The sequence below is a fragment of the Burkholderia sp. GW821-FHT14F03 genome (assembly GCF_058803765.1).
The window spans coordinates 155,970-179,066 of record NZ_JBXAPG010000004.1; the positions used below are offsets into that span (position 1 = coordinate 155,970).

Sequence of the window (23,097 nt, forward strand, 5' to 3'; positions counted from 1 at the left end):
CGGGTGGGTTTCGAGGGGCGCGATTGGCGCGCCCGGCTCCGTGCATCCGCCGTGCGGCGGGTTCGTCTTCATCGCGGCGGCGAGGCGGCGACGGGCTTGCTTCACGCGCCGTTCCGCCGGGCGTTCTCGCCATCGGTCGACGGACGGGCGCATGCGACGTTCGATGCCCTTTGCGCCCAGATGATCGCACGATGACGCCAACATGACGCCCCGCCGCGCATTGCGCCGCGCGCCGCCGCAAATCGCGCGCGCGGCCGCCGCATTGTTTCCGGGGCCGACGCAGCGCACGGAATCGTTAGGCGAATGCCCGGCGGCCGCCCGATACTGGCATCCCGCATCGCGTTCGCCAGGAGGTTCCGTGTCGTCGCCACGCCCATTCCTCTCCGCCTTCCTGCTGCCCGTCGGCGCCGCATGCGTCGCGATGCTGCCCGCGCTCGTGCTGCGCGCAAGCGGCGCGAGCGCGGGCCTCGCGCTCGACGCCGCGTGCTTCGGCGTCGCGATCCTCGCGGCCGGCTTCATGCTGTCGTGGGGAGCGGAAACCGCCGAGCGCTATATCGCGGCGGGCTTCGTGATCGCGCTGGTCGCGCTTGTCACGGTGCTGCCCGAGTATGCGGTCGACATCTACTACGCATTCCGCGCGGGGCAGGACCCGCAGTCGGGCTACGTGGCCTACGCGGCCGCCAACATGACCGGCGCGAACCGCATGCTGATCGGCCTTGCGTGGCCGCTGCTCGTGGTGCTGCACTGCTGGCGCTACCGGCGCCGCGCGGTGGAGCTGGCGCCGCAGAACGCGATCGAGATCGTGTTCCTCGGGCTCGCGAGCGCATATGCGTTCGTGATCGTGCTGAAGAACCGCATCGGCCTGATCGACTTCGTGGTGCTCGCGGCGCTGTTCTTCTTCTATCTGTGGCGCACCGCGCAGGCCGAGCCGGAGGCGGGCGACGACGAGGACGCCGAGCCCGGCCCGGGCGCGTTCATCGCCACACTCGCGCCCGGGCCGCGCTGGGCCGCGATCGGCGCGATGACCGCGCTGTCGGCGCTGGTGATCCTGTTGAGCGCGGAGCCGTTCGCGGAATCGCTCGTGAAGCTCGGCGGTCGGTTGGGCATCGACCGCTTCCTGCTGATCCAGTGGCTCGCGCCGCTCGCGAGCGAGGCGCCGGCGGTGACGATCGCGGTGATCTTCGTGCTCAACCAGCGCGCGCGGGCCGGCCTGTCGGCGATGATCAGCGACAAGATCAACCAGTGGACGCTGCTGGTCGGCATGCTGCCGATCGCGATGAGCGTCGGCGCGGGCGCGCTGACGTCGCTGCCGCTCGATGCGCGGCAGCACGAGGAGTTCCTCCTGACCGCCGCGCAGTCGCTGTTCGGGCTCGCGCTGCTGTTGCGGCTGCGGCTCGGGCTGGCCGGCGCGGCCGCGCTGTTCGTGTTGTTCGCGACGCAGATCGGCATCGCGATGGCATGGCAGGCGCAGCCGGAACGCGAGATCGCCGCGCTGACCGGAATGGCGTGGCTCTACATGGCGCTTGCCGCGGGGGTGTTCGCGGCGAACGGGCGGCGGCTCGCGGCGCTGGTGCGCGCCGCGCTGGGCCGCGCGCCCGTCGCGTCATGACGGGCGGCGCGGCTCAGCACTCGACGATGTTCACCGCGAGCCCGCCGCGCGAGGTCTCCTTGTACTTCGTCTTCATGTCCGCGCCGGTCTCGCGCATCGTCTTGATCACCGAGTCGAGCGACACGTAGTGGCTGCCGTCGCCGCGCAGCGCCATGCGCGCGGCGTTGACGGCCTTCACCGACGCCATCGCGTTGCGCTCGATGCACGGGATCTGCACCATCCCGCCGACCGGGTCGCAGGTCAGCCCGAGATTGTGCTCCATGCCGATCTCGGCCGCGTTCTCGACCTGGCGCGGCGTGCCGCCCAGCACGGCCGCGAGCGCGCCCGCGGCCATCGAGCACGCGACGCCGACCTCGCCCTGGCAGCCGACTTCCGCGCCCGAGATCGATGCGTTCAGCTTGTACAGGATGCCGATCGCGGCGGCCGTCATCAGGAAGTCGATCACGCCCTGTTCGCTCGCGCCCGGCGTGAAGCGCGTGTAGTAGTGCAGCACGGCCGGGATGATGCCGGCCGCGCCGTTGGTCGGTGCGGTCACGACGCGCCCGCCCGCCGCGTTCTCCTCGTTCACCGCGATCGCGTACAGGTTGATCCAGTCGATCATCGACAGCGGGTCCTGCAGCGCGCGCTCCGGCTGGCCGGTCAGCGCGCGGTACAGCTGCGGCGCGCGGCGCTTGACCTGGAACGGACCCGGCAGGTTGCCCTCCGCGTCCGGATTGCCGATGCCGCAGCCGCGCGAGACGCACGACTGCATCACGTCCCAGATCTTCAGCAGCCCGCTGCGGGTTTCCGCCTCGGTGTGCCAGACCCGTTCGTTGTCCCACATCAGCTGCGCGATCGACTTGCCGGTCGAGTCGGCCAGCGCGAGCAGTTCCGCGCCGGTGCTGAACGGATGCGCCATCTGGTCGGCCGCGCTCAGCACCTTGGTGTTCGGCGCGCCCGCCGTCACCACGAAGCCGCCGCCGACCGACAGGTAGGTGGTTTCGCGCAGCACCGCGCCGTCCGCGCCGGTCGCGCGCAGCTTCATGCTGTTCGGATGCTCGGGCAGCGCCTGCCGGTAGAACGCGATGTGCTCCCGGAGCACGAACGGCACCGGGTGGGTGCCGAGCAGCGCGAGCGTCTTCGATGCGCGCACCGCTTCCAGCCGCGCGACGATGCTGTCCGGGTCGACCGTGTCGGGCGCGTCGCCCATCAGGCCGAGCATCACGCCGCGGTCGGTGCCGTGGCCCTTGCCGGTCGCGCCGAGCGAGCCGTACAGCTCGACCTTCACCTGCGCCGTGGCGGCCAGCAGCGCGTCACGCTCGAGCCCCTGGACGAACATCAGCGCGGCGCGCATCGGCCCGACCGTGTGCGAGCTGGACGGACCGATACCGATTTTGAATAGATCGAACACGCTGACTGCCATTTGTCTTTCCTGTCATGCAATATAAGTATCAACGCGCCGGCAAGGGCAGGCACATGGCGAGCCAGGCGGGCGTCGTGGGGGACAACTGCTGCGCGACGCTCAGGTAGCGGCCGTCGAGCCGCGCAGCGAGATAAAACAGTTCGGTGGCGTTCTTCGGATCCCATTGGCCCGAGTAGCCGGGCAGGCCCGCTTCACGGCGCTTCGCGTCGAACGGCACCGGCGAATTGACGAATTCCTCGTGGGTCTTCTCGCCGCGCGCGTACGGTTCGAGCCAGTTCAGCGCGGTCGCGAGGGACGCCCCGCCGGCCGCGCGCTCGCGCAGCCAGTTGCGGTTGAAGCGGCGCGCCGCGAGCGCGGCCGTCACGAGCGGCTGCAGGTCGTAGACCGCGTAGTGCAGCGCGTCGCGCTCCTCGAAGTCGAAGGTCGTGCCGTCCGGCTTCAGGTTGTCGGCGAGATGCTCGGCGAACAGCCGCTGCGCGGCGTTCATCATGCGCCGGTCGCCGAGCGTGAACGCCGACAGCGCGATCAGCTTGATCCGGTGGCTCTGCCAGTTGTTGCGCCAGGTGCCCGCGAGCGGGCGCTTCTGCGCATCGACCTGCTGCACATAGCCGTTGCCGAGCTTCGCGATGAACGCCGCGGTCGCGTTGCGGGTCTTCACCGGCAGCACGCTCGCGGTCATGTCGTAGGCGAGGATCAGGCTCTCGAAACGGGTCTCGTCGATCGGGTTGAAGCTCGGCTGGTAGGTTTTCACCCACGCCGACAGGAAGCGGTCGACGAGCGCCAGGTAGCGGCTCTGGTTCGTCACGCGCCACGCGAGCGCCGCGTTGCGCATCAGTTCGAGGTCCTTCAGCGCCTCTTCGCTCTGGTCGTGGATGCCTTCGCCCGGCAGCGTGCCCTCGGTGTGCACGCGCGGCAGCGCCTTCGGCAGGTCGCCCAGGCGCGCGTCGACGCCGCGGATCAGCGCCTGCACCCCGGGCTCCGCCGAGGTCGTCTCGTTGCTTTGCAGCGCGGGCGCGGCACAGAAATTCATCGCGGCGCGCGCGGGGCCGGCGGCCGCGAACGCGACGCACGCGCACAGGGCCCGGGCCAGCGCCCGGGCGCCCGCCCGTCGCGGCAGCGCCCATGCGTTGCCCGGAAATCTCATACGCACCATGCGGAACTCCTTCGTTGGCTGGATCGCGGTGTGAGATGTTAGCCGGACTTGCGCGCGAACGCGAAAACCGCACGCCACCCGGGGGGGCGTGCGGTGTGTCAGCGCGGTGCGGGGCGCAAACGGGACGTCAGGCGTAGTCCGACATCGGCACGCACGAGCAGAACAGATTGCGGTCGCCATAGACGTTGTCCGCGCGCCCGACGGGCGGCCAGTACTTGTTGGCCGTCAGCGACGCGACCGGATAGGCCGCCGCCTCGCGCGAGTACGCATGCGGCCAGTCGTTCGCGGTGACGACGGCGGCCGTGTGCGGCGCATGGCGCAGCGGGTTGTCCTCGCGGTCCGCGCGACCTTCCTCGACCGCGCGGATCTCGTCGCGGATCGCGATCATCGCGGCGATGAAGCGGTCCAGCTCTTCCTTGGCTTCCGATTCGGTCGGCTCGACCATCAGCGTGCCCGGCACCGGGAAGCTCATCGTCGGCGCGTGGAAGCCGTAGTCCATCAGGCGCTTCGCCACGTCGTCGACGGTGATGCCGCTCGATTCCTTGATCGGCCGCAGGTCGAGGATGCACTCGTGCGCGACCAGCCCGCCCGGGCCCGAGTACAGCACCGGGTAGTGCGGCGCGAGTTGCCTCGCGATGTAGTTCGCGTTGAGGATCGCGGTCTCGGTGGCGGCGGTCAGGTTCTTCGCGCCCATCATCGCGATGTACATCCACGAGATCGGCAGGATCGACGCCGAGCCGTACGGCGCGGCCGACACCGCGCCGATGCCCTGTTCGTCGCGCGTGTAGCCGCTCGAACGCTGGTTCGGCAGGAAGCGCGCGAGGTGCGCGCCGACCGCGACCGGGCCGACGCCCGGGCCGCCGCCGCCGTGCGGGATGCAGAAGGTCTTGTGCAGGTTCAGGTGCGAGACGTCGCCGCCGAACTGGCCGGGCGCCGTGAGGCCGACCATCGCGTTCATGTTCGCGCCGTCGACGTAGACCTGGCCGCCGTGCGCATGCACGATCTCGCAGATCTCGCGCACGTTCTGCTCGAACACGCCGTGGGTCGACGGGTAGGTGATCATGATCGCCGCGAGGTTCGCCGCATGCTGCCCGGCCTTCGCCTTCAGGTCGGCGACATCGACGTTGCCCTGCGCGTCGCAGGCGACCACCACGACCTGCATGCCGGCCATCTGCGCCGACGCCGGGTTCGTGCCGTGCGCGGACGCCGGGATCAGGCACACGTTGCGGTGGCCTTCGCCGCGCGACGCATGGTACGCGTGGATGATCAGGAGGCCCGCGTACTCGCCCTGCGAGCCGGCGTTCGGCTGCAGCGACACCGCCGCGTAACCGGTCGCGGCCACCAGCATCTGCTCGAGCTGGTCGATCAGCTCGCGGTAGCCGACGGTCTGCTCGGCCGGCGCGAACGGGTGGATCTGGCCGAACTCGGGCCAGGTCACGGGCAGCATTTCCGAGGTCGCGTTCAGCTTCATCGTGCACGAGCCGAGCGGGATCATCGAGCGGTCGAGCGCGAGGTCCTTGTCGGACAGGCTGCGCAGGTAGCGCAGCAGCTCCGTTTCCGAATGGTGGCGGTTGAACACCGGGTGCGTCAGGTAGGCGCTGTCGCGCAGCAGGCCGGCCGGCAGCGCCGGGCTGCCGGGCAGGCCCGCGTCGAGCGCGTCGACGTCGGGCGCCGCGCCCGCGCCCGCCACCTGCGCGAACACCGCGAGCAGGTCGGCGAGGTCGCCGCGCGTGGTGGTTTCGTCGATCGACACGCCGACCTGGGTCGCGTTCACGCGGCGCAGGTTGATGCGGCGCGCGCGCGCGGCTTCGTGCACCTCGGCCGTGCGGGCGCCGGTGTCGATCGTGAGCGTGTCGAAGAAGCTGTCGTTGACGGGCGGGTAGCCGAGCTGGCGCAGGCCGGCCGCGAGCAGCGCGGCGATCCGGTTCACGCGCAGCGCGATCGTGCGCAGGCCGTGCGGGCCGTGGTAGACCGCGTACATGCTCGCCATGATCGCGAGCAGCGCCTGCGCGGTGCACACGTTGGAGGTCGCCTTCTCGCGGCGGATGTGCTGTTCGCGCGTCTGCAGCGCGAGGCGCAGCGCGGGCTTGCCCTGCGCGTCGACGGTCACGCCGACCAGCCGGCCCGGCATCTGGCGCTTGAATTCGTCGCGCACCGCGAGGTACGCGGCATGCGGGCCGCCGAAGCCGACCGGCACGCCGAAGCGCTGGGTGTTGCCGACCGCGACGTCCGCGCCCCATTCGCCGGGCGGCGCGAGCACGGTCAGCGCGAGCAGGTCGGCGGCGACCACCACGTGGCCGCCCGCCGCATGGATCGCCTCGGCGAGCGCGCGGTAGTCGCGCACGTCGCCGTTGACGCCCGGATATTGCAGCAGCACGCCGAACGCGTTCGCCTGCGCGGCGTCGGCGGCGGGGCCCGTCTTGACCTCGATGCCGATCGGCTGCGCGCGGGTGCGGATCACCTCGAGCGTCTGCGGCAGCACGTCGTCGGCGACGTAGAACACGTTCGAGGCCGGCTTGCCGACGCGTTGCAGCAGCGTCATCGCCTCGGCGGCGGCGGTCGCCTCGTCGAGCAGCGATGCATTCGAGACCGCGAGGCCCGTGAGGTCGGTGACCATCTGCTGGAAGTTCAGCAGCGCTTCGAGGCGGCCTTGCGAGATTTCCGGCTGGTACGGCGTGTAGGCGGTGTACCAGGCCGGGTTTTCGAGCACGTTGCGCAGGATCACCGCGGGCGTGTGCGCGTTGTAGTAGCCCTGGCCGATGTAGGAGCGGAACACCTGGTTGCGGTCCGCGAGCGCGCGCAGCGCGGCGAGCGCTTCCGCTTCGCTCTTCGGCTGCGCGAACGGGCCGAGCGGCAGCGCTTCGGCGCGACGGATCGAGGCCGGGATCACGGCGTCGATCAGCGCGGCGCGCGACGCGAAGCCGAGCGTGTCGAGCATCGCCTGCTGGCTGGCGGCGTCGGGGCCGATGTGGCGCTCGGCGAACGCATCGTGCGTTTCGAGCGCGGTGAGCGAGAGGGACGTGCGGTTCATCAGGCGGTCCGGGTGTTCGAGCTTCATGGCGATCCTGTGTCGACCAGGGCGACGGGCCCTGGTCTCTCGCGGCGCCTGCCCCTGGCTGGGCGCGGGGCGGGCGCCGCGACGTGGGTGGGAGGGTTAGTCGACCAGCTTCTTGTAGGCTGCCGCGTCGAGCAGGCCGTTCGTGTTGGCGTCGGCCGCCAGCTTGATCTTGAACAGCCAGACGTCGTACGGATCGCTGTTGACTTCCTCGGGGGTGTCGGTGGCGTCCGCGTTGATCGCGACCACCTCGCCCGAGACCGGCGAGTAGATGTCCGAGGCGGCTTTCACCGATTCGACGACGCCGATCGCGTCGCCCGCCTTCACGTGCTTGCCGACGGGCGGCAGTTCGAGGAAGACGATGTCGCCGAGCGTGTTCTGCGCGTGATCGGTGATGCCGATCGTCAGCGTGCCGTCAGCTTCGGTACGGATCCACTCGTGTTCGTCGGTGTACTTCAGGTCGGCCGGGACGTTGCTCATGGAATGCTCCTGGTGTTGATTCGTTGAATGTTCTTGATTAGGGTCGGGCGCCGCGGACGGCCGCTCACGCGGCGAGCACCTTGCCGTTGCGCACGAACGGCAGTTTTACCACGCGCGCGGGAAGCTGTTTGTCGCGAATCAGGACGTGCACGGTGTCGCCGATCGCGACGCCGGCGGGCACTCGCGCGAAGGCGATCGATTCCTGCATCGACGGGGAGAAGGTGCCGCTCGTGATCTCGCCGTCGCCGTGCGCGGTGACGACCTTCTGGTGGGCGCGCAGCACGCCGCCCGCCTTGCCGTTCTCCTTTTGCAGGATCAGGCCGACGAACGCGGCGCGCGTGCCGTCGGCTTCGAGCGCGGCGCGGCCGACGAAGGCGCGCGGCGCGGCGAGGTCGACCGTCCAGGCGAGGCCGGCGTCGAGCGGCGACACGGTGTCGTCCATGTCCTGCCCGTACAGGTTCATGCCGGCTTCGAGGCGCAGCGTGTCGCGCGCGCCGAGGCCGCAGGGGCGCACGCCGTTTGCGTTCAGCGCGGCCCACAGCGCGTCGACGTGGGCGGCGGGCACGATGATCTCGAAGCCGTCTTCGCCGGTGTAGCCGGTGCGCGCGATGGTCAGTTCGCCGAACGGCGTTTCCGCCACGCGGGCGGCGTTGAACGGCTTCAGCTCGCTCGTCGCGCTGCGCGCGGCGGGCACGGTGTCCCAGGCTTTCGCGCGGGCGTTCGGGCCCTGCACCGCGACGATCGACAGGTCGCGGCGCGGCGTGATCACGAGGCCGTAGCCGCCTTCGGCGTTGAGCTGGCCGAACCAGGCGAGATCCTTGTCCGCCGTGCCGGCGTTGACGACCACGCGGAAGAAGTCTTCGGTGAAGTAATAGACGATCAGGTCGTCGATCACGCCGCCCTGCGGGTTGAGCAGGCACGAGTAGAGCGCCTTGCCGGGCGTCTGGAGCTTCGCGACGTTGTTCGCGAGCGCGTGCTCGAAGAAGGCGCGCACGCGCGCGCCGGTGAAGTCGACCACGCACATGTGCGACACGTCGAACATGCCGGCGTCGGTGCGGACGGCCTGATGCTCGTCGATCTGCGAACCGTAGTTGACGGGCATGTCCCAGCCGCCGAAGTCGACCATGCGGGCGTTGAGCGCAGCATGCGCGGCGTGGAGCGGGGTGTGTTTGAGTACGGTCATCGAGGCCTCGGGCAGTGCGCCGGCGCGGGCGCAGGAACAAAACGGCGATGCGACGAAACGCGGCGGCCGACGTGGCTGCGCGATGCGTTGCATGCCCCTCTGTCCTCGATACCTGAGAGATTGCGCCGCGGCCATGAGCCGGCGGGCGCGCGCCCCTTCGGTGGGCAGCTTGCCGGGCGTTCAGCCGGCTACTGCCGCTCTCCAGAGTGCGAAAAACAGCGCTCGATCGAACTGCGGCCAAGCGGGTTTTTCGACGCGGTCGGTCCTTTTGCCTGAGAGTTTGCGGGTATGCCCCTTCGGCGGCGCGACCGGCCTGGAAACGGCGGTCACGCGCTCTCCCGACGCGTGCGGGCGAATGTACGCGAGGCCGTCGGGCTTGTCAATTTGACCAAATGGGTGTCGTTTGGCGACAAGCGGCGGTGCGCCGGCGCGGGCGCCCGTCGGCCCGCGGGGCCGTATGGGACTTACTCGCCGATCGCGCGCGCGGCCGTGTCGAGTTCCTGGTTCAGCACGCGCTGCTCGTCGCCGGACAGACCGCCGCCATGCTGGGCCGACATGTCGTTCGATTCCTGGCGGATCACGTCGAGCCGGCGGTGCAGCGCGCCGCCCTGGGGCGGCGGATAGTAGCCCGCGTTCACGCGCGCGTCGATGCGGCGGCTGAGGTTGTCGATGCGGCCTTGAATCTGCTGCATGCGCTCATAGGCGGCCGCTTGCGGATTCGGACGCGGCGGCGGCGGCGGGGCGGTGCGGGGCGGGGGCGCGACCACGCACGCCGCGAGCGAGGAAGCGAGCGCGAGGCACGCCGCCGCACGAATCAACCGTTGCATTGCATTCTCCTGTTTGTCGGTGCCGGATGGGCAGTGGAAGAACGCGCCAGCGGCGCGCGCCGATGACCGGCGCGCTGCAAATGTTTGTAACGAGGGCCGCATGGCTGACGAATCGTCAGGTTCGCGGCCGCGGGCCTTTCGGCGGGCTTTCCGGCGGGCTTTCAGGACGCCGCGCGCACGAACGGCAGGCGTCGCCCCTCGCGTTCGCTGCGCTCGGCCAGCTCGATGATCGTCAGCACGTCGACCGCGTCCTGCGGCGTGACCGGGAACGGCGCGCCGTCCTGGATCGACGCGGCGAGCGCGCGGTAGAACTCCGCGTACTGGCCGTCGAGCGTCGGCACCGGGCGCTCGGTCTCGATCTCGCCCGCGAGCCCGCGCAGCACGCCGGGCGGATTGCCGCCGCCGAACTCGACGTCGCCGGGCGTGAGGCCCGCCTTCAATTGATCCTCCTGGGTGTCGAGGCCGTACTTCTGGTAGCCGCCGCGCGTGCCGAGCACGGTGAAGCGGGCCGGCTCGATCGCGGCGAGCGCGCTGGCGTGCAACACCACGTCCTTGTCGGGATAGCCGAGCTGCAGGTGCGCGAAGTCGGGCGCGCTGCCCTGGTCGCGGCGGGTCTTCACGGTCGCCGAGACGGTCTCGGGCGGGCCGAACAGCGCGAGCGCCTGGTCGATCAGGTGCGGGCCGAGGTCGAACAGCAGGCCGCCGCCGCGCTGGACGTCCTCGCGCCAGCGCTGGCGCACCTGCGGGCGGAACCGGTCGAAGTGCGACTCGAAGTAGGTGATGCGGCCCAGTTCGCCGCTGTCGACGAGTGCGCGCACGGTCAGGAAGTCGCCGTCCCAGCGGCGGTTGTGGAACGGCGCGAACACCACGCCGCGCTCGGCGGCGAGCCGCGCGAGCATGACCGCGTCGGCCGCGCTCAGCGTGACCGGCTTGTCGACCACCACATGACGGCCGGCCTCGAGCGCGCGCCTGGCCAGCGCGAAGTGCGTGTCGTTCGGGGTGGCGATCACGATGCAATCGATCCCGGAGTGCGCGAGGAGCGCATCGAGGTCGGGCACGACGGCGGCTTCGGGATACGCGGCCTGCGCGGCCGCGGGCTGGCTGGTGGCGATCGCGGCGAGCAGCGCGCGGCCGCACTGCGCGATCACCGGCGCGTGGAACGTCGCGCCGGCGAAACCGAAACCGACGAGACCAATCTTCAGCAATGACGACATGGGCAAATCCTGTCTGCGAGCGAAACGGGGAAGGCGGCTGGCGCGGCGCGTGGCGGCCCGCGACGAGGGGCTATTGTGGCATGGCGCGACGCGCGCCGGAGGGCGCGTCGGCCGGACGGACAGGGGCGACGCGCGCGCTGTGCGCGGGTCGGTTCGGGCCGTGCGCGAAGCGGCGCGCAGGCCGGCCCGCGGTTCGGTACGTTCAGTACGCGGGCGTGGGCGTGGGCGTGGGCGTGGGCGTGGGCGTGGGCGTCGCGCGGCTCAGCCGGCGCGTGACGGCGGCCGCCGCCTGCCGGCCCCAGGTCGCGCAGGCGGACGCCCCGGGATGGAAGCCGTCGGACGCCATCAGGCCCGGTTCGAGCGGGAAGCCGAACGGGACGTGCTCGCAGCCGGCCTGACCCGCCGCCCAGGCGGCGAGCGCCGCGTCGAGCCGTTGCGCGCGCAGGCCCAGATACCAGCGCAGCGGCTGGGGCAGCGCGGGGAAGCGGCCCATCGGCGGCACCGCGGACAGGAACACGTGCGCCACCTCGAAGCGCGTCTGCAGCAGCTGCACGAGCGCGGCCTGCCGGTGCAGCCAGCGCGCGGGAGCGACGCCGTCGGTGACGTCGTTGACGCCGAGCGAGGTCACCGCGACGTCGAAGGGGGTGGGCGGCTCGGCGGCGAGCCAGTCGAGCAGGTCCCGGGTGGTGGCGCCGGTGCGTGCGAGCAGCTTCCAGGCGACGCGGTGCGACGGCGCGAGCGCGTCGACCAGCTGGCCGGCGAAGGCCTGCCGCTGCGTCGTCACACCGACGCCGGCCGCGGCGGAATCGCCGAGCACGAGCACGCGCAGCGGCGGCCCGTCGCCGGCGACCCCTTCTCGCGGGCCGGCGGCTTCCGCGAGGCGCGGCGTGACGCGGCGGACATGGCGGCCCTGGGCGAGCAGCAGGGGGCCGAGCGCGACGGTGGCGAACTGGTAGCCCATTCGGCGTGGTTTCCTTGAGCGGTCGATCGGGTGCGACGGGGAGCGGGGCGCCGCCCGCCGCATGACGAGCGCATGCTAACAAACCGGCGCGCGCGCCGGGCCGGCGGCGTGGCGGCGCCGCCCGGCCTTGCGCCGCGGCGTGCGCGGGAAGCCGGCCCGCCGCCGTGTTAACATGCCGGTCCCGCGCGCCGATTCGCCGCGGCATCCCTTCGGCTTCTCCGCCGAGTCAACCGCAACACCATCCGCCATCATGTCCGCAGGTCTCAATCCCGCCCAGAACGAAGCGGTGCGCTATCTCGACGGTCCCTGTCTCGTGCTCGCCGGCGCGGGCAGCGGCAAGACGCGCGTCATCACGCAGAAGATCGCGCACCTGATCGAGGCCAAGGGCTTCGAGCCGCGCCACATCGCCGCCGTCACGTTCACGAACAAGGCCGCGGCCGAAATGCGCGAGCGCGTCTCGAAGCTGCTCGAGGGCAAGACGCTCACCACGCCGGGCAAGGAAGGCCGCAAGGTGCCGGTCAACCAGCTGACCGTGTGCACGTTCCACTCGCTCGGCGTGCAGATCCTGCGCCAGGAGGCGGAGCACGTCGGGCTCAAGCCGCAGTTCTCGATCATGGATTCGGACGACTGCTTCGGCATGATCCAGGAGCAACTCGGCACGACCGACAAGGGCCTGATCCGCAAGATCCAGAGCATCATCTCGCTGTGGAAGAACGGGCTCGTGATGCCGGACGAGGCGATGACGCTCGCCGCGAACGAGGACGAGCATCAGGCGGCGCTCGTGTATCGCAACTACGTGGCGACGCTGCATGCGTACCAGGCGGTCGACTTCGACGACCTGATCCGGCTGCCGGCCGAGCTGTTCGCGCGCAACGAACAGGTGCGAGACCGCTGGCAGAACAAGCTGCGCTACCTGCTGATCGACGAATACCAGGACACCAACGCCTGCCAGTACGAGCTGCTGAAGCAGCTGGCCGGCCCGCGCGCGGCGTTCACGGCGGTCGGCGACGACGACCAGGCGATCTACGGCTGGCGCGGTGCGACGCTCGAGAACCTGGCCCAGCTCGGCAAGGATTTCCCGAAGCTGCACGTGATCAAGCTCGAACAGAACTACCGTTCGACGGTGCGGATCCTGACCGCCGCGAACAACGTGATCGCGAACAACCCGAAGCTGTTCGAGAAGAAGCTGTGGTCCGAGCACGGCATGGGCGATTCGATCACCGTCACGCCGTGCAACGACGAGGAGCACGAGGCCGAATCGGTGGTGTTCCGGCTGTCCGCGCACAAGTTCGAGCGCCGCACGCAGTTCCGCGACTACGCGATCCTGTATCGCGGCAATTTCCAGGCGCGCATCTTCGAGCAGGTGCTGCGGCGCGAGCGGATCCCGTACGTGCTGTCGGGCGGCCAGTCGTTCTTCGACAAGGCCGAGATCAAGGATCTGTGCGCCTACCTGCGCCTGATCGCGAACGCCGACGACGATCCCGCGTTCATCCGCGCGGTCACGACGCCGCGCCGCGGCATCGGCAACACCACGCTCGAGGCGCTCGGCGCGTTCGCGGGGCAGGCCAAGGTGTCGCTGTTCGAGGCGGTGTACATGGGCGGCATCGAGGCGCGGCTGTCGGCGCGCCAGATCGAGCCGCTGCGGATGTTCTGCGATTTCATCCAGCGGCTCACCGAGCGCGCGGACAAGGACCCGGCCACCGTCGTGCTTGACGACATGATGGAGGCGATCCACTACGAGGCCTACCTGTACGACGCGTACGACGAGCGTCAGGCGCAGAGCAAGTGGCAGAACGTGCTGGAATTCCTCGAATGGCTGAAGCGCAAGGGCACCAAGCCCGAGGCCGCGGAGGCCGTCGACGGCGAGGCGACCGGCTTCGACAACGCCGACGGGCTGGCCGACACCGGCAAGAACCTGCTCGGCCTGATCCAGACCGTCGCGCTGATGTCGATGCTCGAAGGCAAGGAAGAGGATCCGGACGCGGTGCGCCTGTCGACCGTGCATGCGTCGAAGGGGCTCGAATATCCGCACGTGTTCCTGGTCGGCGTGGAGGAAGGCATCATGCCGCACCGCGGCGGCGCCGACGACGGGCCGGTCGACGACGAGCGGATCGAGGAGGAGCGCCGCCTGATGTACGTGGCGATCACGCGCGCGCAGCGCAGCCTGCACCTGAACTGGTGCAAGAAGCGCAAGCGGGCGCGCGAGACCGTGGTGTGCGAGGTGTCGCGCTTCGTGTCGGAGATGGGGCTCGACGAGGCGCCGCCGCCGACGGCCGAGGAAGCGCCGATGTCGCCGAAGGACCGGCTGGCGAGCCTGAAGGCGCTGCTGCAGAAATAGGCCGGCCTGCAGGCCGTGCCATGAAAAACCCCGCGCTGCGCGCTGCAGACGCGGGGTTTTTTACGCGGGCGCGACGCTTACTTCACGGCCTTGACCATGTAGTCGACGGCGGCCTTCACGTCGGCGTCCGACGCGGTCGAGCCGCCCTTCGGCGGCATCGCGCCCTTGCCGTGCAGCGCGTAGTTGTAGACGGTGTCCATCGAATCCTTGAGGCGCGGCGCCCAGTCGTCCTTGTTGCCGAACTTCGGCGCGTTCAGCAGGCCGCTCGCGTGGCAGGACTGGCAGGTCGATTCGTAGAGCGCCTTGCCGGCCGACGCGTCGGCGCTGGCGAGAGCCGGGGCGGCGCCCGGCTTGGGGAGCGCGGCGATCGCGGCCATCGCCGCGGCGGCCTGGACATTGGCGGCGCCGGCGGCGTCCGGTACGCCCGAGGCGCCGGCGGGGGCGGCCGCGCCCGAGGCGGCCGCCGGGGCGGCGTTGGCGGACGGTTCGGCGGGATCGGCGAACTTCGCGCCGTCGTTGTTGGCCATGTAGACGACCGCGCGGGCGATCTCGAAGTCGCTGTAGTCGTCGGGGCTCGTGCCGCCGCGCGGCGGCATCGCGCCCTTGCCGGTCAGCGCGACGTGCAGCAGCGTGTCGTAGCCCTGCGCGATGCGCGGGGCCCAGTCGCCGGCGTTGCCGAACTTCGGCGCGCCGGCCGCGCCGGTGCCGTGACAGGTCACGCAGACCGCCTTGTAGACTTCCTCGCCGGTCTTGTAGACGCGCGGCGCGTTGGCGTCCTTGATGTCGACCTGCGCGATCGGCGCGATGCGCTGCGCGACGGCCTCGTCGGTGAGCCCGTCGGTGCCCGCGCCGATGCGGAACGCGTGGTTGGCGTAGTTGGCGAGCAGGACGATGATCGCGATCGGGATCGCGAATGAGGCGACGACAACCGCGATGAGTTGCCCAGTGGTTTTGATCGGTGCTTCGTGGGGTGCTTCGCTCATGCTTGCCTCGTCTCCGTGAATAGGAATTGTGAGCGGGTGCGGCAATGGCAGAATGGCTGATCGATGAAGCACGGACGATTATAGACGGAACGTTTACATGGTGGGGAGCGATCGAATGGCGTGTGTTTACCCGCACGGAGGCAGGCCGGGCGGGGCGCCGCGGCCGATGGTGGACGCTTGGGTGGAAACCGGGTATCCTTGCCGTCTTGCCAGTGCCGCGGTTTTTTAGGGCCGTAGCGCTGCGTCTCCGAAGCGCCCGTAGCTCAATGGATAGAGTACTGCCCTCCGAAGGCAGGGGTTGCTGGTTCGATCCCAGCCGGGCGCGCCAAGTCTTTGTTTTCTTGAGCTTTTTCAGCCGCATCAGCCGGCTTCGATGTCAAGCTCACCACGGCGGTAGCGCCAAGCACCACAGTCGCCGCTACACCCGCCGCACGCAAATTTCCCAAAGCACGTTGCCAGACTGAGCTGCGTTCAGCGTCCAGTCCCATTTCGATTTCGGCCAGGGTTTCGAGCGCCGGCAATCCTGCCGCTTCGGCGAGCAGCATGATGTCAGCGGCGTCGGGCTTCCGTCGTCCAACTTTCCAGTCACTTATACGCGAGTGCGGGCGCCCGATCTTCTCGGCCACTGCAAGCTGAGATCCGGACGTCTCTTTGGCGCGTTCGATCAGCTCGGCAATATCCATACGATTCCTCTTGACGTGTACCAGATTGGTACGTAGGATTCCCAAAACGGTACATGTACCAATTGGGTAACGTTGGCAGTCTATCAGGCTGTCCGGAAAGGTAAACCCCGCGCTGACGGGGCCGGATCACAACTGAGTGGGGGTGAGTGGTGCCGAAGTACCAAGTTCATGCCTATACGCAGTGCGGACACAACCGCGTTGCCGTCTTCGATGTGAGTGCCCGGAGTGTCGACGGTGCTCGTGAAAAAGCCCGCGCCAAACTGTTGCGGGCTGGCCGCAAACCGGACCTTTGCACATTGGTTCCGGTGGCGGTTTCTCGGTCTCGTAATCCATTTTCTTTGTAGCCCGCCGCACCGCAAATCACCCTCGGATGGTGCGGTGTTTTGTGGACGGCTGACCTAGCGTCCACCTTTTTGATTCGTAGCGCGTCCGTCGCGCACAAACCCGGAGTCGAACGGGCTCCGATCTATATGGGTAGTAGTCCTAACTCAAGGAACGATGATGGCAAAGCAAAAGCTGACGATTCTCCAAGTGATCGCGCGCAGTGGTATCTCGAAGCGCACGCATCTGCCGTGGGAAATCCATACGGCTCAGTGCGTGTTGGAGCAGGAGAACAGCGAGGGCAAACAGCTTCTCGTTGGAACGATCAACCTGCCGACTGCGTTGAAGGACTCGCCACCCGGCGATTACCTCGCGGAATTTGCCTTCCAGCAGTCGATGGAAGGAAAGCTTGAGCCGCGCATTATCTCGCTCACCGCGTTCGGTCGCACGACCGCGAAGCCGGCTGCGAACGCAACCGCATAGCCACTACGGGCAATAGGCCGTTCGAAGCTGGCCCGTCCGAACGGCTCCCTACCACCGGGCTAGAACCTGAGAGAGAAAGAGCATGAAGAAACTGATTGCAGCAGCAGCGACGGCATTGGCGGGTGCCGGTGTGTCGGCGGCGGAGGCAGCGCCTGCGATGGATGTGACGCCGGTCGTGAACGCGGTCAACGCCGTCGGCCCGAGCATCGTGTTGGTTGGCGGTGCAGTGCTGGCGGTGGCGGCTGTCACGTTCGGCTATCGCACCGTGCGCGGCTTCATCGGCCGCTGATCACGCAGTGTCACGAGCCCCGGGAATGCGTAACGGCACCCGGGGCTTTTTCATGCATGGGGAGGGCCTGTAGATGGCGCAGGGAATCGACGTGGTGGTGTGCGGTAGCGCGTCGGCGGGGCTGGCCAATGGCGCACAGGCTCCATGCACGATGTCGGATGGATTGCAAGGCGTTCAGCAGATTGCGCACCTATCGCTTGTCAGTGACGGGAACGACGTGGCGATTTCGGGAGGGGCTGCGGCTGGCCTAGTTGTCGGTGGTGCGGTGTTCGCGGCGTTGGCTGTTGCGTTCGGCTTGCGGGCGTTGCGCCGCTTTATCGAATCGGCGGGGGAGAGTTGATCATGCTTTGGTACTGCATTGAGTTCATCGTGGTCGTCGGGACCATCTATTCAGCCGGCATGATCATCCTCTCATGAAGAAGCTGGCCCGCCTCGTCATTATCGCGGTGCTGATCGTCTCGCTGGCGACGGCGCAAGCTGGTCCGCTACCTGCGCCTGCGCGGCCGGCGCCTGTGCACCTCGATACGCACGGGAATATCGTCCTGGAGCCGAATGTGACCGCGAAGCCTGCGGGGATGCTCGATCGTGTTGTGCAGGCGACGGAGCAGAGACCAGGGCTTGATCAGATAGTCGAGGCAACTGAATCGCGTGGGGCAATGCAACTTGCCGGCGTCATCGCGGCGACTGAGGCAAAGCGTGGGTATGAGGTCGCGGGCGAGCAAGCCGCGGCGACCATGTTAGGGATCAACACGATCACGAGCGTTGTCGGATCCGTTGTCGGCGGCATTGCGTCGGGCGCATGCACGTTGGGGAGCGGATTTTTCGGTTTGGCGGTTTGCTATGGGCTCGGTGCAGTTCTTGGCGCTGGCGTGCAACTGGCGCTTGACGGGCTTGTGCGTTGGCTGTTTCCGACGAAACCGTCGCTATCCCTCGATGACATTGTGAAAGCGACGGAGGCGCAGTGCCCGACGACGGGGATGGTGAGTTTTTCGTACAGCTGCAAGGGTACTGCTCCGCGAAGTGGCTGTTATCGCGATCCCCACGGCCCGTGGACGTATTACACAACCATGGAGTCTCTACCGGTGACGCTGACGATCGGCGGTGATTCGTTCACGGTCACGGCTGCCGACGTTTACCCGGCTTGTGCAGGCTCGGGAAAGACCACGGCCAAGGAGGCGCTAGAAAAGGTTCCTCCCGAAGATCTGAAAAAACCAGTGAATCCTCAAATCGTCGCGGCACTCGCTAACGCGCTGTGGAAGCAGGCATCGGATCAGCCGGGTTACGCGGGCGTGAAATATGACCCGACCGTTCCGGTTACGGCGGCGGATGTGAGCGCGTGGAATCAGCAAAATCCCGATTGGGTTCCGAACGTGCAGGAGTTCGGCAACGTGAACACGGACAACGGTTCTACGCGGATGCCAATGCCGAACGGTAGCCCGGGAGGAGGCGCTAGTCCGGGAGGTGGCACGAGCCCGGGTACGAGCCCCGGCACGAACCCGGGAACCGATCCGAGACCAAAGCCAAACCCCGGCCCCGATCCGGGCACGAACCCCGGAGCCGATCCGAAACCAAAGCCAAATCCGAGCCCGGATCCAGGCACAAATCCCGGGACAAAACCGAACCCCGGGACTGAGCCGGGCACAGACCCCGGGACCGATCAGCGACCGAAGCCGAACCCCGGGCCAGATCCAGGCACGAGCCCCGGAACCAACCCGGGCACCAACCCCGGGACTGAGCCGGGCACGGAACCTGGAAACGGTGGGAAGCCGACGCCGCCGCCGGACGTATGCGCGAAGCATCCGGACATTTCGGCGTGCGCGAAGTTGGGGGCGGCTGATGCTGTCGACGTCGGCCGCAATTCGAAGGGGATTTCTCTAGGGCCCATCTCGGTCGGGTTGAACAACGGCGTTTGTCCTGCGCCGTATGAGGTCGAGGTTTTCGGCGCGCCGCTTCGGTTCAGCTTCGATCCGATGTGCCAATTTGCTGAGAAGCTGCGGCCGCTTGTGCTGGCGCTTGGCGCGCTGCTGGCAGGCATCATTTTCGTGACGGGGTTAGTCGCATGACATGGGCAAGCTTGCTGGTTTCTCTGGTCGGGCCGATCGTTACGCGCGTTCTCGTCGCGCTCGGCATTGGCTTCCTCACCGTGACCGGGTTGGATCTCGCGATGACCCAAATTACAGGCTGGATGACTTCCGCAATAGGTGGTCTCGGCGCGGATATCGCCAACGTCCTGGCGCTCGGTGGCGTTGGCGATGGCATCGCGTTCGTTCTCGGTGGATTGTCGGCCCGCGTGTCGTTCTACATGCTGACCTCGGCCACCAAGATGGTGTTCAAATGATCACGCTGATAACCGGGGTGCCGGGGAGCGGAAAGACGCTGTATGCGGTCTGGCTCCTGAAGAAATTGCACGGGCAGGGTGGCCGGCGCGTGCTGGTCGACGGCATTCGCGACTTGGCGCTGGAACACGTCGAGATTGACGAGCCTTGGCTGCGCAGCTGGCATGAGAACGCGCAAGCTCACGACTTGATCGTCATCGATGAGGCGCAACGAATTTACCCGCCGACCACTGCGAGCCAGAGGCCGACGCCCGACGTTGAGAAGCTGCACGTGCATCGACACATGGGTGTCGATTTCATCATCATCACGCAGCATCCGCAGCGCATCAGCAAAACGGTGCGCGATCTCGTCGGCCGTCATGTTCACGTCCGAAACCTGTTCGGCTTGAAGCGCGCGATGCTGTACGAGTGGGACCATTGCCACAATCCGAGCAGCCTGAAAGATGCGGTTAAGACGATGTGGCCGTATCCGCGCGACGTGTTCAGCCTGTACACCAGCGCTGAGGTTCACACAAAGAAGCAGGCCGTGGTGCCGAAGTCGATGTTTCTCATCCCGATCGGCGTGCTGATATTCGCGGTTCTCGCGGTGAAGATCTATCACAAGAGTCGCGAAGGCTTCGGCGTCTCTCCAGACGCGGCTACCAGCGCACCGGTCAATGCTTCGGCATCCTCGGCATCAACGTCGAGCCGTGATACAGCACCTGCGCGGTCCGTAGAGTGGCGGGTAGCGGGGCGGTACGCACGCGCTGAAGTGGGCTTCGTTGTTCTGGCTGCGGATGATGGTCGGCTGCGCGTGGTGCCGGCGGCAGATTTTCGCGGCGAGGGCGTCCAGCTGACAGGCGAGGTTGACGGCAAGACGGTTAGCGGATGGACCGGGGCTTTCACGAGAAAAATAGAACAAGGCGGGGGTGCAAGATGATGCGAGCGGCGGCTGTTGCGACGCTTCTGGCGTGGGGTGTACTGGCTCGCGCGGCGGATACGGTTCCGCCATTGCCATCTCTTCCACCTCTTCCAGCTGGTGCCGTGTCATCGGCGGCTGTGCCTGCAGTGGCGCTGACCTCTTTGAAACACGTCAAGGGGACCGCGTTTGACCTCCGGTTTGTGACGGTCGCCCAGGTGGTCGATCTGATTTACCAAGACGCGATGCGAACCCCGTATGTGTTGGGGCCCGACGTGTTGAGCGACAACCGCATGGTGTCGTTCCGGCTCGATGATCAATCCCGCGACGTGCGCACCGTTATGGTCGATTTCCTCGATTCACTCGGGTTTCAGGTCATCGCGAAAAACGGCGTCGACTACGTAATGAAGAAGCCGGGCGCACAGCAAAAGACCGACCGGGAGGTGTTCGTCTACCGGCCGCGCTATCGAAAAGCCGACGATCTTCGCGAGCTGGTCGCGCCGCTGATCAGTGACCGTGATCTGCTCTCTGCTGCGCCGGCCGTCACCGCGCCCGTGCAGCCTGGGGCGGTTGATGTGCCGGGAACTGTGCCGGCTGCTGCTGCGCCCGCACCTCGTCCCGTGCGGACGGCGATTCAGGCGCGTGGCGACGAGCTGGTGCTGATCGGTACGACCGACCAGGTCGCGTTGTTGAGGAAGCTGGTGCCCGAGCTGGATACCGCGCCGGGCGAAGTCGTTGTGCGTGGGTGGGCGTATGAAGTCTCGAACACCGATTCGAGCAACACGGCATGGAGCATCGCGGCGAAGGTACTGGGCGGTCAGCTGCGGATCTCGAGCGGCGACACGGCATCGGATTCGAGCGCGATGCGCTTTACCGGGCCCGGGATCGATGCGGCGATTTCGGCGCTGAACGCGGATTCGCGGTTCAAGGTGCTCAGCACGCCGCACGTGCGCGTCGCGTCCGGCGAACAGGTCCGGCTGAACGTCGGTCAGCAGGTTCCCACGCAATCGAGCGTGAGCTATCAAGGGGCGAGCGGCACACCTGTTCAGTCGATCACCTATCAGGACGCGGGGCTGATCTTCGATGTTCAGCCGACGGTCATGCGCGATGCGATCGAGCTGCGCGTCCACGAAGAGATCTCCGATTTCGTCGCGACGAAAACAGGCGTCTACACCTCGCCGACCAAAAACACCCGTCAGCTGCAAACGATCACGCGGATCAAGGACGGCGAGGTTGTCGTGTTGGGCGGGCTCGTGCAGGACAAGAGCACGAACGCGCGCAGCGGCTATGCATGGCTTCCCAGTTTCCTCGATGGCCGGTCCAGCTCGAAGCAGCGCACCGAGGTTCTGCTCGTTCTCCAGGTGCAGCGGATATGAATCAGCTTGTGCTTTCGCTCTTCCCTGGTATCGATTTGTTCGGCCGAGGTTTCGAGGAAGAGGGGTTCTGTGTTGTCCGGGGCCCGGATCTGATATTCGGCGGTGACGTGGTGCGGTTCAACGCGCCTTCCGGGCGCTTCGATGGCGTCATAGGCGGTTCGCCATGCCCGGATTTTTCGCGCGCTCGACGTGGCGCACCATCAGGCGACGGTATTCGCATGTTGGGCGAGTTCAGACGTGTGGTCGAGCAAGCGCGGCCTACATGGTGGTTGTTGGAGAACGTACCGGGCTGCCCGGATCTTCGGATCGATGGGTATGGATATCAGCGCATCGACCTGGACGCGCGGGACGTGGGCATGCTGCAGCGTCGCTTGCGTCACTTCCAGTTCGGGCACGTCGACGGTGTGCCGCTCGTTCTGCCCCGCACGTCGGCGGCTCGGACTGGTGGGGAGGCGACCTGCGTTGCGGTTGAGGCGGGCAAGTCGGATCGCCGGGATTGGTCGACGTTTTGCGAACTGCAAGGTTTGCCGCGTTCGTTTGAACTGCCGTCGTTCACCTTGTCCGCTCGGTATCGAGCTGTAGGCAATGGTGTGCCCGTGCCGATGGCGCGTTTTCTTGCGCGCGCGGTGCGCGGGTTGGGGGCGATGCCCGAAGTCCGGTTGTGCGAGTGTGGTTGTGCGCGCCCGGTCGATGGACGAGCCATGTACGCGGGCGTGTCGTGCCGGAAGCGTGCGCAACGGAAGCGTGACGGTGCCGGCGTAACCAGCGTCAGCTCGGTCACAGTGACTGACCTGGCGTGACCGAGCTGGTGGGCGTCACACCAGGTCAGTCACGGATGCTGCGTGACAGGTCCAGGTGCATGCGTGCCAAGGCGGTCGCGGTGACCGACCTGGTGTGACCCAGCTGCGCGATGTCACATGGGTTGCGTCACGACGCGCCGTGACTCGCCGGCACCAGGTCACGATCGTCGGGGCACGCTACAGGTGCAACGGATCTAGCGAGAGAAGTATTCGCAGACGGTGAAAACAAGCCAGAAGGAGAGTTTCCCCGCGCCCAAGGCAATGGGGATGATTACCGCCCATGTCAGTTCCCGCTTCTGAATTCGCGGGCGTTGTGGGGGCAGTTTGGGGATCTGCCAAAGGTGTGGGGGAAGTGTGTCAGCTGGTGGTGGTAGCGGCTTGTTCAGGCGCTCCGCTTTCTCTCGAATTGCTTCGCGATACCAGTCGCGATCATCAAGGCTCACGGTGGTCCCTCGGTCGTTTATTGTTGGCGCGATTGTATGTCACCCGATCGGGCGACTAGCGTCAGGAGTGTCCGGCCGGAATCGCAGCGACGTAGCGCGACGGCTGGAATGCGGAGTTGTGGCGGTTGTCGCGCGGCTCAGCGCGGCTTGCCGGACCGAGTAGCGGGTACTCGCGAGGCGGCGAAGTGGAGGCAGGGGCAGCGAGCAAACCTCCCTCTTGCAAAACCTCCTGCCTGGGGATGCGGCCCGGGCGCGATAGGAGG

At 67.6% G+C, this 23,097-nt stretch carries 20 protein-coding genes, 1 tRNA gene and 2 riboswitches; of the genes, 11 read left to right on the forward strand and 10 right to left on the reverse strand.

The window, feature by feature from the left end; genetic code table 11:
• Window positions 1-358 precede the first annotated feature (358 nt).
• The gene (locus AC1RQF_RS04450; protein WP_492871395.1) at window positions 359-1,609 is read left to right on the forward strand and encodes a calcium:cation antiporter family protein; all 1,251 of its coding nucleotides are present in this window, start codon (window positions 359-361) and stop codon (window positions 1,607-1,609) included.
• Window positions 1,610-1,622: 13 nt separating this feature from the next.
• Here the strand turns inward: AC1RQF_RS04450 and AC1RQF_RS04455 are convergent, their stop codons facing one another.
• From AC1RQF_RS04455 to AC1RQF_RS04490, 8 genes are all read right to left on the reverse strand, one after another.
• Window positions 1,623-3,011 (reverse strand): L-serine ammonia-lyase, encoded by a 1,389-nt coding sequence (locus AC1RQF_RS04455; RefSeq protein WP_274000217.1) that lies wholly within the window; start codon window positions 3,009-3,011, stop codon window positions 1,623-1,625.
• Between the two features lie 28 nt (window positions 3,012-3,039).
• The gene (locus AC1RQF_RS04460) at window positions 3,040-4,164 is read right to left on the reverse strand and encodes an alginate lyase family protein (protein WP_274000220.1); all 1,125 of its coding nucleotides are present in this window, start codon (window positions 4,162-4,164) and stop codon (window positions 3,040-3,042) included.
• A 127-nt stretch (window positions 4,165-4,291) separates the two neighbouring features.
• A complete protein-coding gene (gene gcvP / locus AC1RQF_RS04465; RefSeq protein WP_274000223.1) occupies window positions 4,292-7,222 on the reverse strand; it encodes an aminomethyl-transferring glycine dehydrogenase in 2,931 nt (976 codons plus the stop codon).
• Between the two features lie 96 nt (window positions 7,223-7,318).
• Entirely contained in the window at window positions 7,319-7,699 is a 381-nt protein-coding gene (gcvH, locus tag AC1RQF_RS04470; RefSeq protein WP_274000224.1) for a glycine cleavage system protein GcvH, read from the reverse strand.
• 64 nt (window positions 7,700-7,763) lie between these two features.
• Complete coding sequence (gcvT, locus tag AC1RQF_RS04475) at window positions 7,764-8,882, reverse strand: glycine cleavage system aminomethyltransferase GcvT (protein ID WP_274000226.1); 1,119 nt, start codon at window positions 8,880-8,882, stop codon at window positions 7,764-7,766.
• Between the two features lie 89 nt (window positions 8,883-8,971).
• Window positions 8,972-9,097: riboswitch (glycine riboswitch) on the reverse strand.
• A 35-nt stretch (window positions 9,098-9,132) separates the two neighbouring features.
• A riboswitch (glycine riboswitch) is annotated at window positions 9,133-9,233 on the reverse strand.
• Between the two features lie 113 nt (window positions 9,234-9,346).
• Window positions 9,347-9,709: a hypothetical protein gene (locus AC1RQF_RS04480; protein WP_492871396.1), complete on the reverse strand. Its 363-nt coding sequence runs from the start codon at window positions 9,707-9,709 to the stop codon at window positions 9,347-9,349.
• A 161-nt stretch (window positions 9,710-9,870) separates the two neighbouring features.
• The gene (locus AC1RQF_RS04485; protein WP_492871397.1) at window positions 9,871-10,923 is read right to left on the reverse strand and encodes an oxidoreductase; all 1,053 of its coding nucleotides are present in this window, start codon (window positions 10,921-10,923) and stop codon (window positions 9,871-9,873) included.
• Between the two features lie 202 nt (window positions 10,924-11,125).
• Window positions 11,126-11,884, reverse strand: coding sequence for an SGNH/GDSL hydrolase family protein (locus tag AC1RQF_RS04490; RefSeq protein WP_492871398.1), 759 nt, complete (start codon window positions 11,882-11,884; stop codon window positions 11,126-11,128).
• Between the two features lie 250 nt (window positions 11,885-12,134).
• On the opposite strand from AC1RQF_RS04490, the gene AC1RQF_RS04495 reads away from it, so the two are divergent.
• On the forward strand, window positions 12,135-14,222 hold the full coding sequence (locus tag AC1RQF_RS04495; RefSeq protein WP_274000235.1) for a UvrD-helicase domain-containing protein: 2,088 nt from the start codon (window positions 12,135-12,137) through the stop codon (window positions 14,220-14,222).
• Between the two features lie 77 nt (window positions 14,223-14,299).
• Here AC1RQF_RS04495 and AC1RQF_RS04500 read toward each other — a convergent pair whose 3' ends face one another.
• Entirely contained in the window at window positions 14,300-15,205 is a 906-nt protein-coding gene (locus tag AC1RQF_RS04500) for a c-type cytochrome (RefSeq protein ID WP_274000236.1), read from the reverse strand.
• 252 nt (window positions 15,206-15,457) lie between these two features.
• Between AC1RQF_RS04500 and AC1RQF_RS04505 the strand changes: the two genes are divergently transcribed.
• The 9 genes from AC1RQF_RS04505 (at window position 15,458) to AC1RQF_RS04545 (ending at window position 22,391) form a co-directional block, all read left to right on the forward strand.
• Window positions 15,458-15,533, forward strand: a tRNA-Arg gene (locus AC1RQF_RS04505).
• Between the two features lie 856 nt (window positions 15,534-16,389).
• The gene (locus tag AC1RQF_RS04510; RefSeq protein ID WP_492871399.1) at window positions 16,390-16,692 is read left to right on the forward strand and encodes a cellulose synthase; all 303 of its coding nucleotides are present in this window, start codon (window positions 16,390-16,392) and stop codon (window positions 16,690-16,692) included.
• 82 nt (window positions 16,693-16,774) lie between these two features.
• On the forward strand, window positions 16,775-16,981 hold the full coding sequence (locus AC1RQF_RS04515; RefSeq protein ID WP_492871401.1) for a major capsid protein: 207 nt from the start codon (window positions 16,775-16,777) through the stop codon (window positions 16,979-16,981).
• Window positions 16,982-17,054: 73 nt separating this feature from the next.
• Window positions 17,055-17,321, forward strand: coding sequence for a hypothetical protein (locus AC1RQF_RS04520; RefSeq protein WP_492871402.1), 267 nt, complete (start codon window positions 17,055-17,057; stop codon window positions 17,319-17,321).
• Window positions 17,322-17,394: 73 nt separating this feature from the next.
• Window positions 17,395-19,044, forward strand: coding sequence for an IgG-binding virulence factor TspB family protein (locus AC1RQF_RS04525; protein ID WP_492871403.1), 1,650 nt, complete (start codon window positions 17,395-17,397; stop codon window positions 19,042-19,044).
• Entirely contained in the window at window positions 19,041-19,319 is a 279-nt protein-coding gene (locus tag AC1RQF_RS04530; RefSeq protein WP_492871404.1) for a DUF2523 family protein, read from the forward strand. Before AC1RQF_RS04525 ends, AC1RQF_RS04530 begins: the two co-directional genes overlap by 4 nt.
• Complete coding sequence (locus AC1RQF_RS04535) at window positions 19,316-20,236, forward strand: zonular occludens toxin domain-containing protein (RefSeq protein ID WP_492871405.1); 921 nt, start codon at window positions 19,316-19,318, stop codon at window positions 20,234-20,236. The genes AC1RQF_RS04530 and AC1RQF_RS04535 overlap by 4 nt, the downstream gene beginning before the upstream one ends.
• Window positions 20,236-21,591: a type II secretion system protein GspD gene (locus AC1RQF_RS04540; RefSeq protein WP_492871442.1), complete on the forward strand. Its 1,356-nt coding sequence runs from the start codon at window positions 20,236-20,238 to the stop codon at window positions 21,589-21,591. Before AC1RQF_RS04535 ends, AC1RQF_RS04540 begins: the two co-directional genes overlap by 1 nt.
• The gene (locus AC1RQF_RS04545) at window positions 21,588-22,391 is read left to right on the forward strand and encodes a DNA cytosine methyltransferase (protein WP_492871406.1); all 804 of its coding nucleotides are present in this window, start codon (window positions 21,588-21,590) and stop codon (window positions 22,389-22,391) included. The genes AC1RQF_RS04540 and AC1RQF_RS04545 overlap by 4 nt, the downstream gene beginning before the upstream one ends.
• Before the next feature lie 194 nt (window positions 22,392-22,585).
• Here AC1RQF_RS04545 and AC1RQF_RS04550 read toward each other — a convergent pair whose 3' ends face one another.
• A complete protein-coding gene (locus AC1RQF_RS04550; RefSeq protein ID WP_492871407.1) occupies window positions 22,586-22,834 on the reverse strand; it encodes a hypothetical protein in 249 nt (82 codons plus the stop codon).
• Window positions 22,835-23,097 lie beyond the last annotated feature (263 nt).

Bases quoted from the DNA above. Each gene is read 5' to 3' on its own strand.
- AC1RQF_RS04455 (WP_274000217.1), bottom strand. From the start codon at position 3,011: ATGGCAGTCAGCGTGTTCGATCTATTCAAAATCGGTATCGGTCCGTCC.
- AC1RQF_RS04460 (WP_274000220.1), bottom strand. From the start codon at position 4,164: ATGGTGCGTATGAGATTTCCGGGCAACGCATGGGCGCTGCCGCGACGG.
- gcvP (WP_274000223.1), bottom strand. From the start codon at position 7,222: ATGAAGCTCGAACACCCGGACCGCCTGATGAACCGCACGTCCCTCTCG.
- gcvH (WP_274000224.1), bottom strand. From the start codon at position 7,699: ATGAGCAACGTCCCGGCCGACCTGAAGTACACCGACGAACACGAGTGG.
- gcvT (WP_274000226.1), bottom strand. From the start codon at position 8,882: ATGACCGTACTCAAACACACCCCGCTCCACGCCGCGCATGCTGCGCTC.
- AC1RQF_RS04480 (WP_492871396.1), bottom strand. From the start codon at position 9,709: ATGCAACGGTTGATTCGTGCGGCGGCGTGCCTCGCGCTCGCTTCCTCG.
- AC1RQF_RS04485 (WP_492871397.1), bottom strand. From the start codon at position 10,923: ATGTCGTCATTGCTGAAGATTGGTCTCGTCGGTTTCGGTTTCGCCGGC.
- AC1RQF_RS04490 (WP_492871398.1), bottom strand. From the start codon at position 11,884: ATGGGCTACCAGTTCGCCACCGTCGCGCTCGGCCCCCTGCTGCTCGCC.
- AC1RQF_RS04495 (WP_274000235.1), top strand. From the start codon at position 12,135: ATGTCCGCAGGTCTCAATCCCGCCCAGAACGAAGCGGTGCGCTATCTC.
- AC1RQF_RS04500 (WP_274000236.1), bottom strand. From the start codon at position 15,205: ATGAGCGAAGCACCCCACGAAGCACCGATCAAAACCACTGGGCAACTC.
- AC1RQF_RS04510 (WP_492871399.1), top strand. From the start codon at position 16,390: ATGGCAAAGCAAAAGCTGACGATTCTCCAAGTGATCGCGCGCAGTGGT.
- AC1RQF_RS04515 (WP_492871401.1), top strand. From the start codon at position 16,775: ATGAAGAAACTGATTGCAGCAGCAGCGACGGCATTGGCGGGTGCCGGT.
- AC1RQF_RS04520 (WP_492871402.1), top strand. From the start codon at position 17,055: ATGGCGCAGGGAATCGACGTGGTGGTGTGCGGTAGCGCGTCGGCGGGG.
- AC1RQF_RS04525 (WP_492871403.1), top strand. From the start codon at position 17,395: ATGAAGAAGCTGGCCCGCCTCGTCATTATCGCGGTGCTGATCGTCTCG.
- AC1RQF_RS04530 (WP_492871404.1), top strand. From the start codon at position 19,041: ATGACATGGGCAAGCTTGCTGGTTTCTCTGGTCGGGCCGATCGTTACG.
- AC1RQF_RS04535 (WP_492871405.1), top strand. From the start codon at position 19,316: ATGATCACGCTGATAACCGGGGTGCCGGGGAGCGGAAAGACGCTGTAT.
- AC1RQF_RS04540 (WP_492871442.1), top strand. From the start codon at position 20,236: ATGCGAGCGGCGGCTGTTGCGACGCTTCTGGCGTGGGGTGTACTGGCT.
- AC1RQF_RS04545 (WP_492871406.1), top strand. From the start codon at position 21,588: ATGAATCAGCTTGTGCTTTCGCTCTTCCCTGGTATCGATTTGTTCGGC.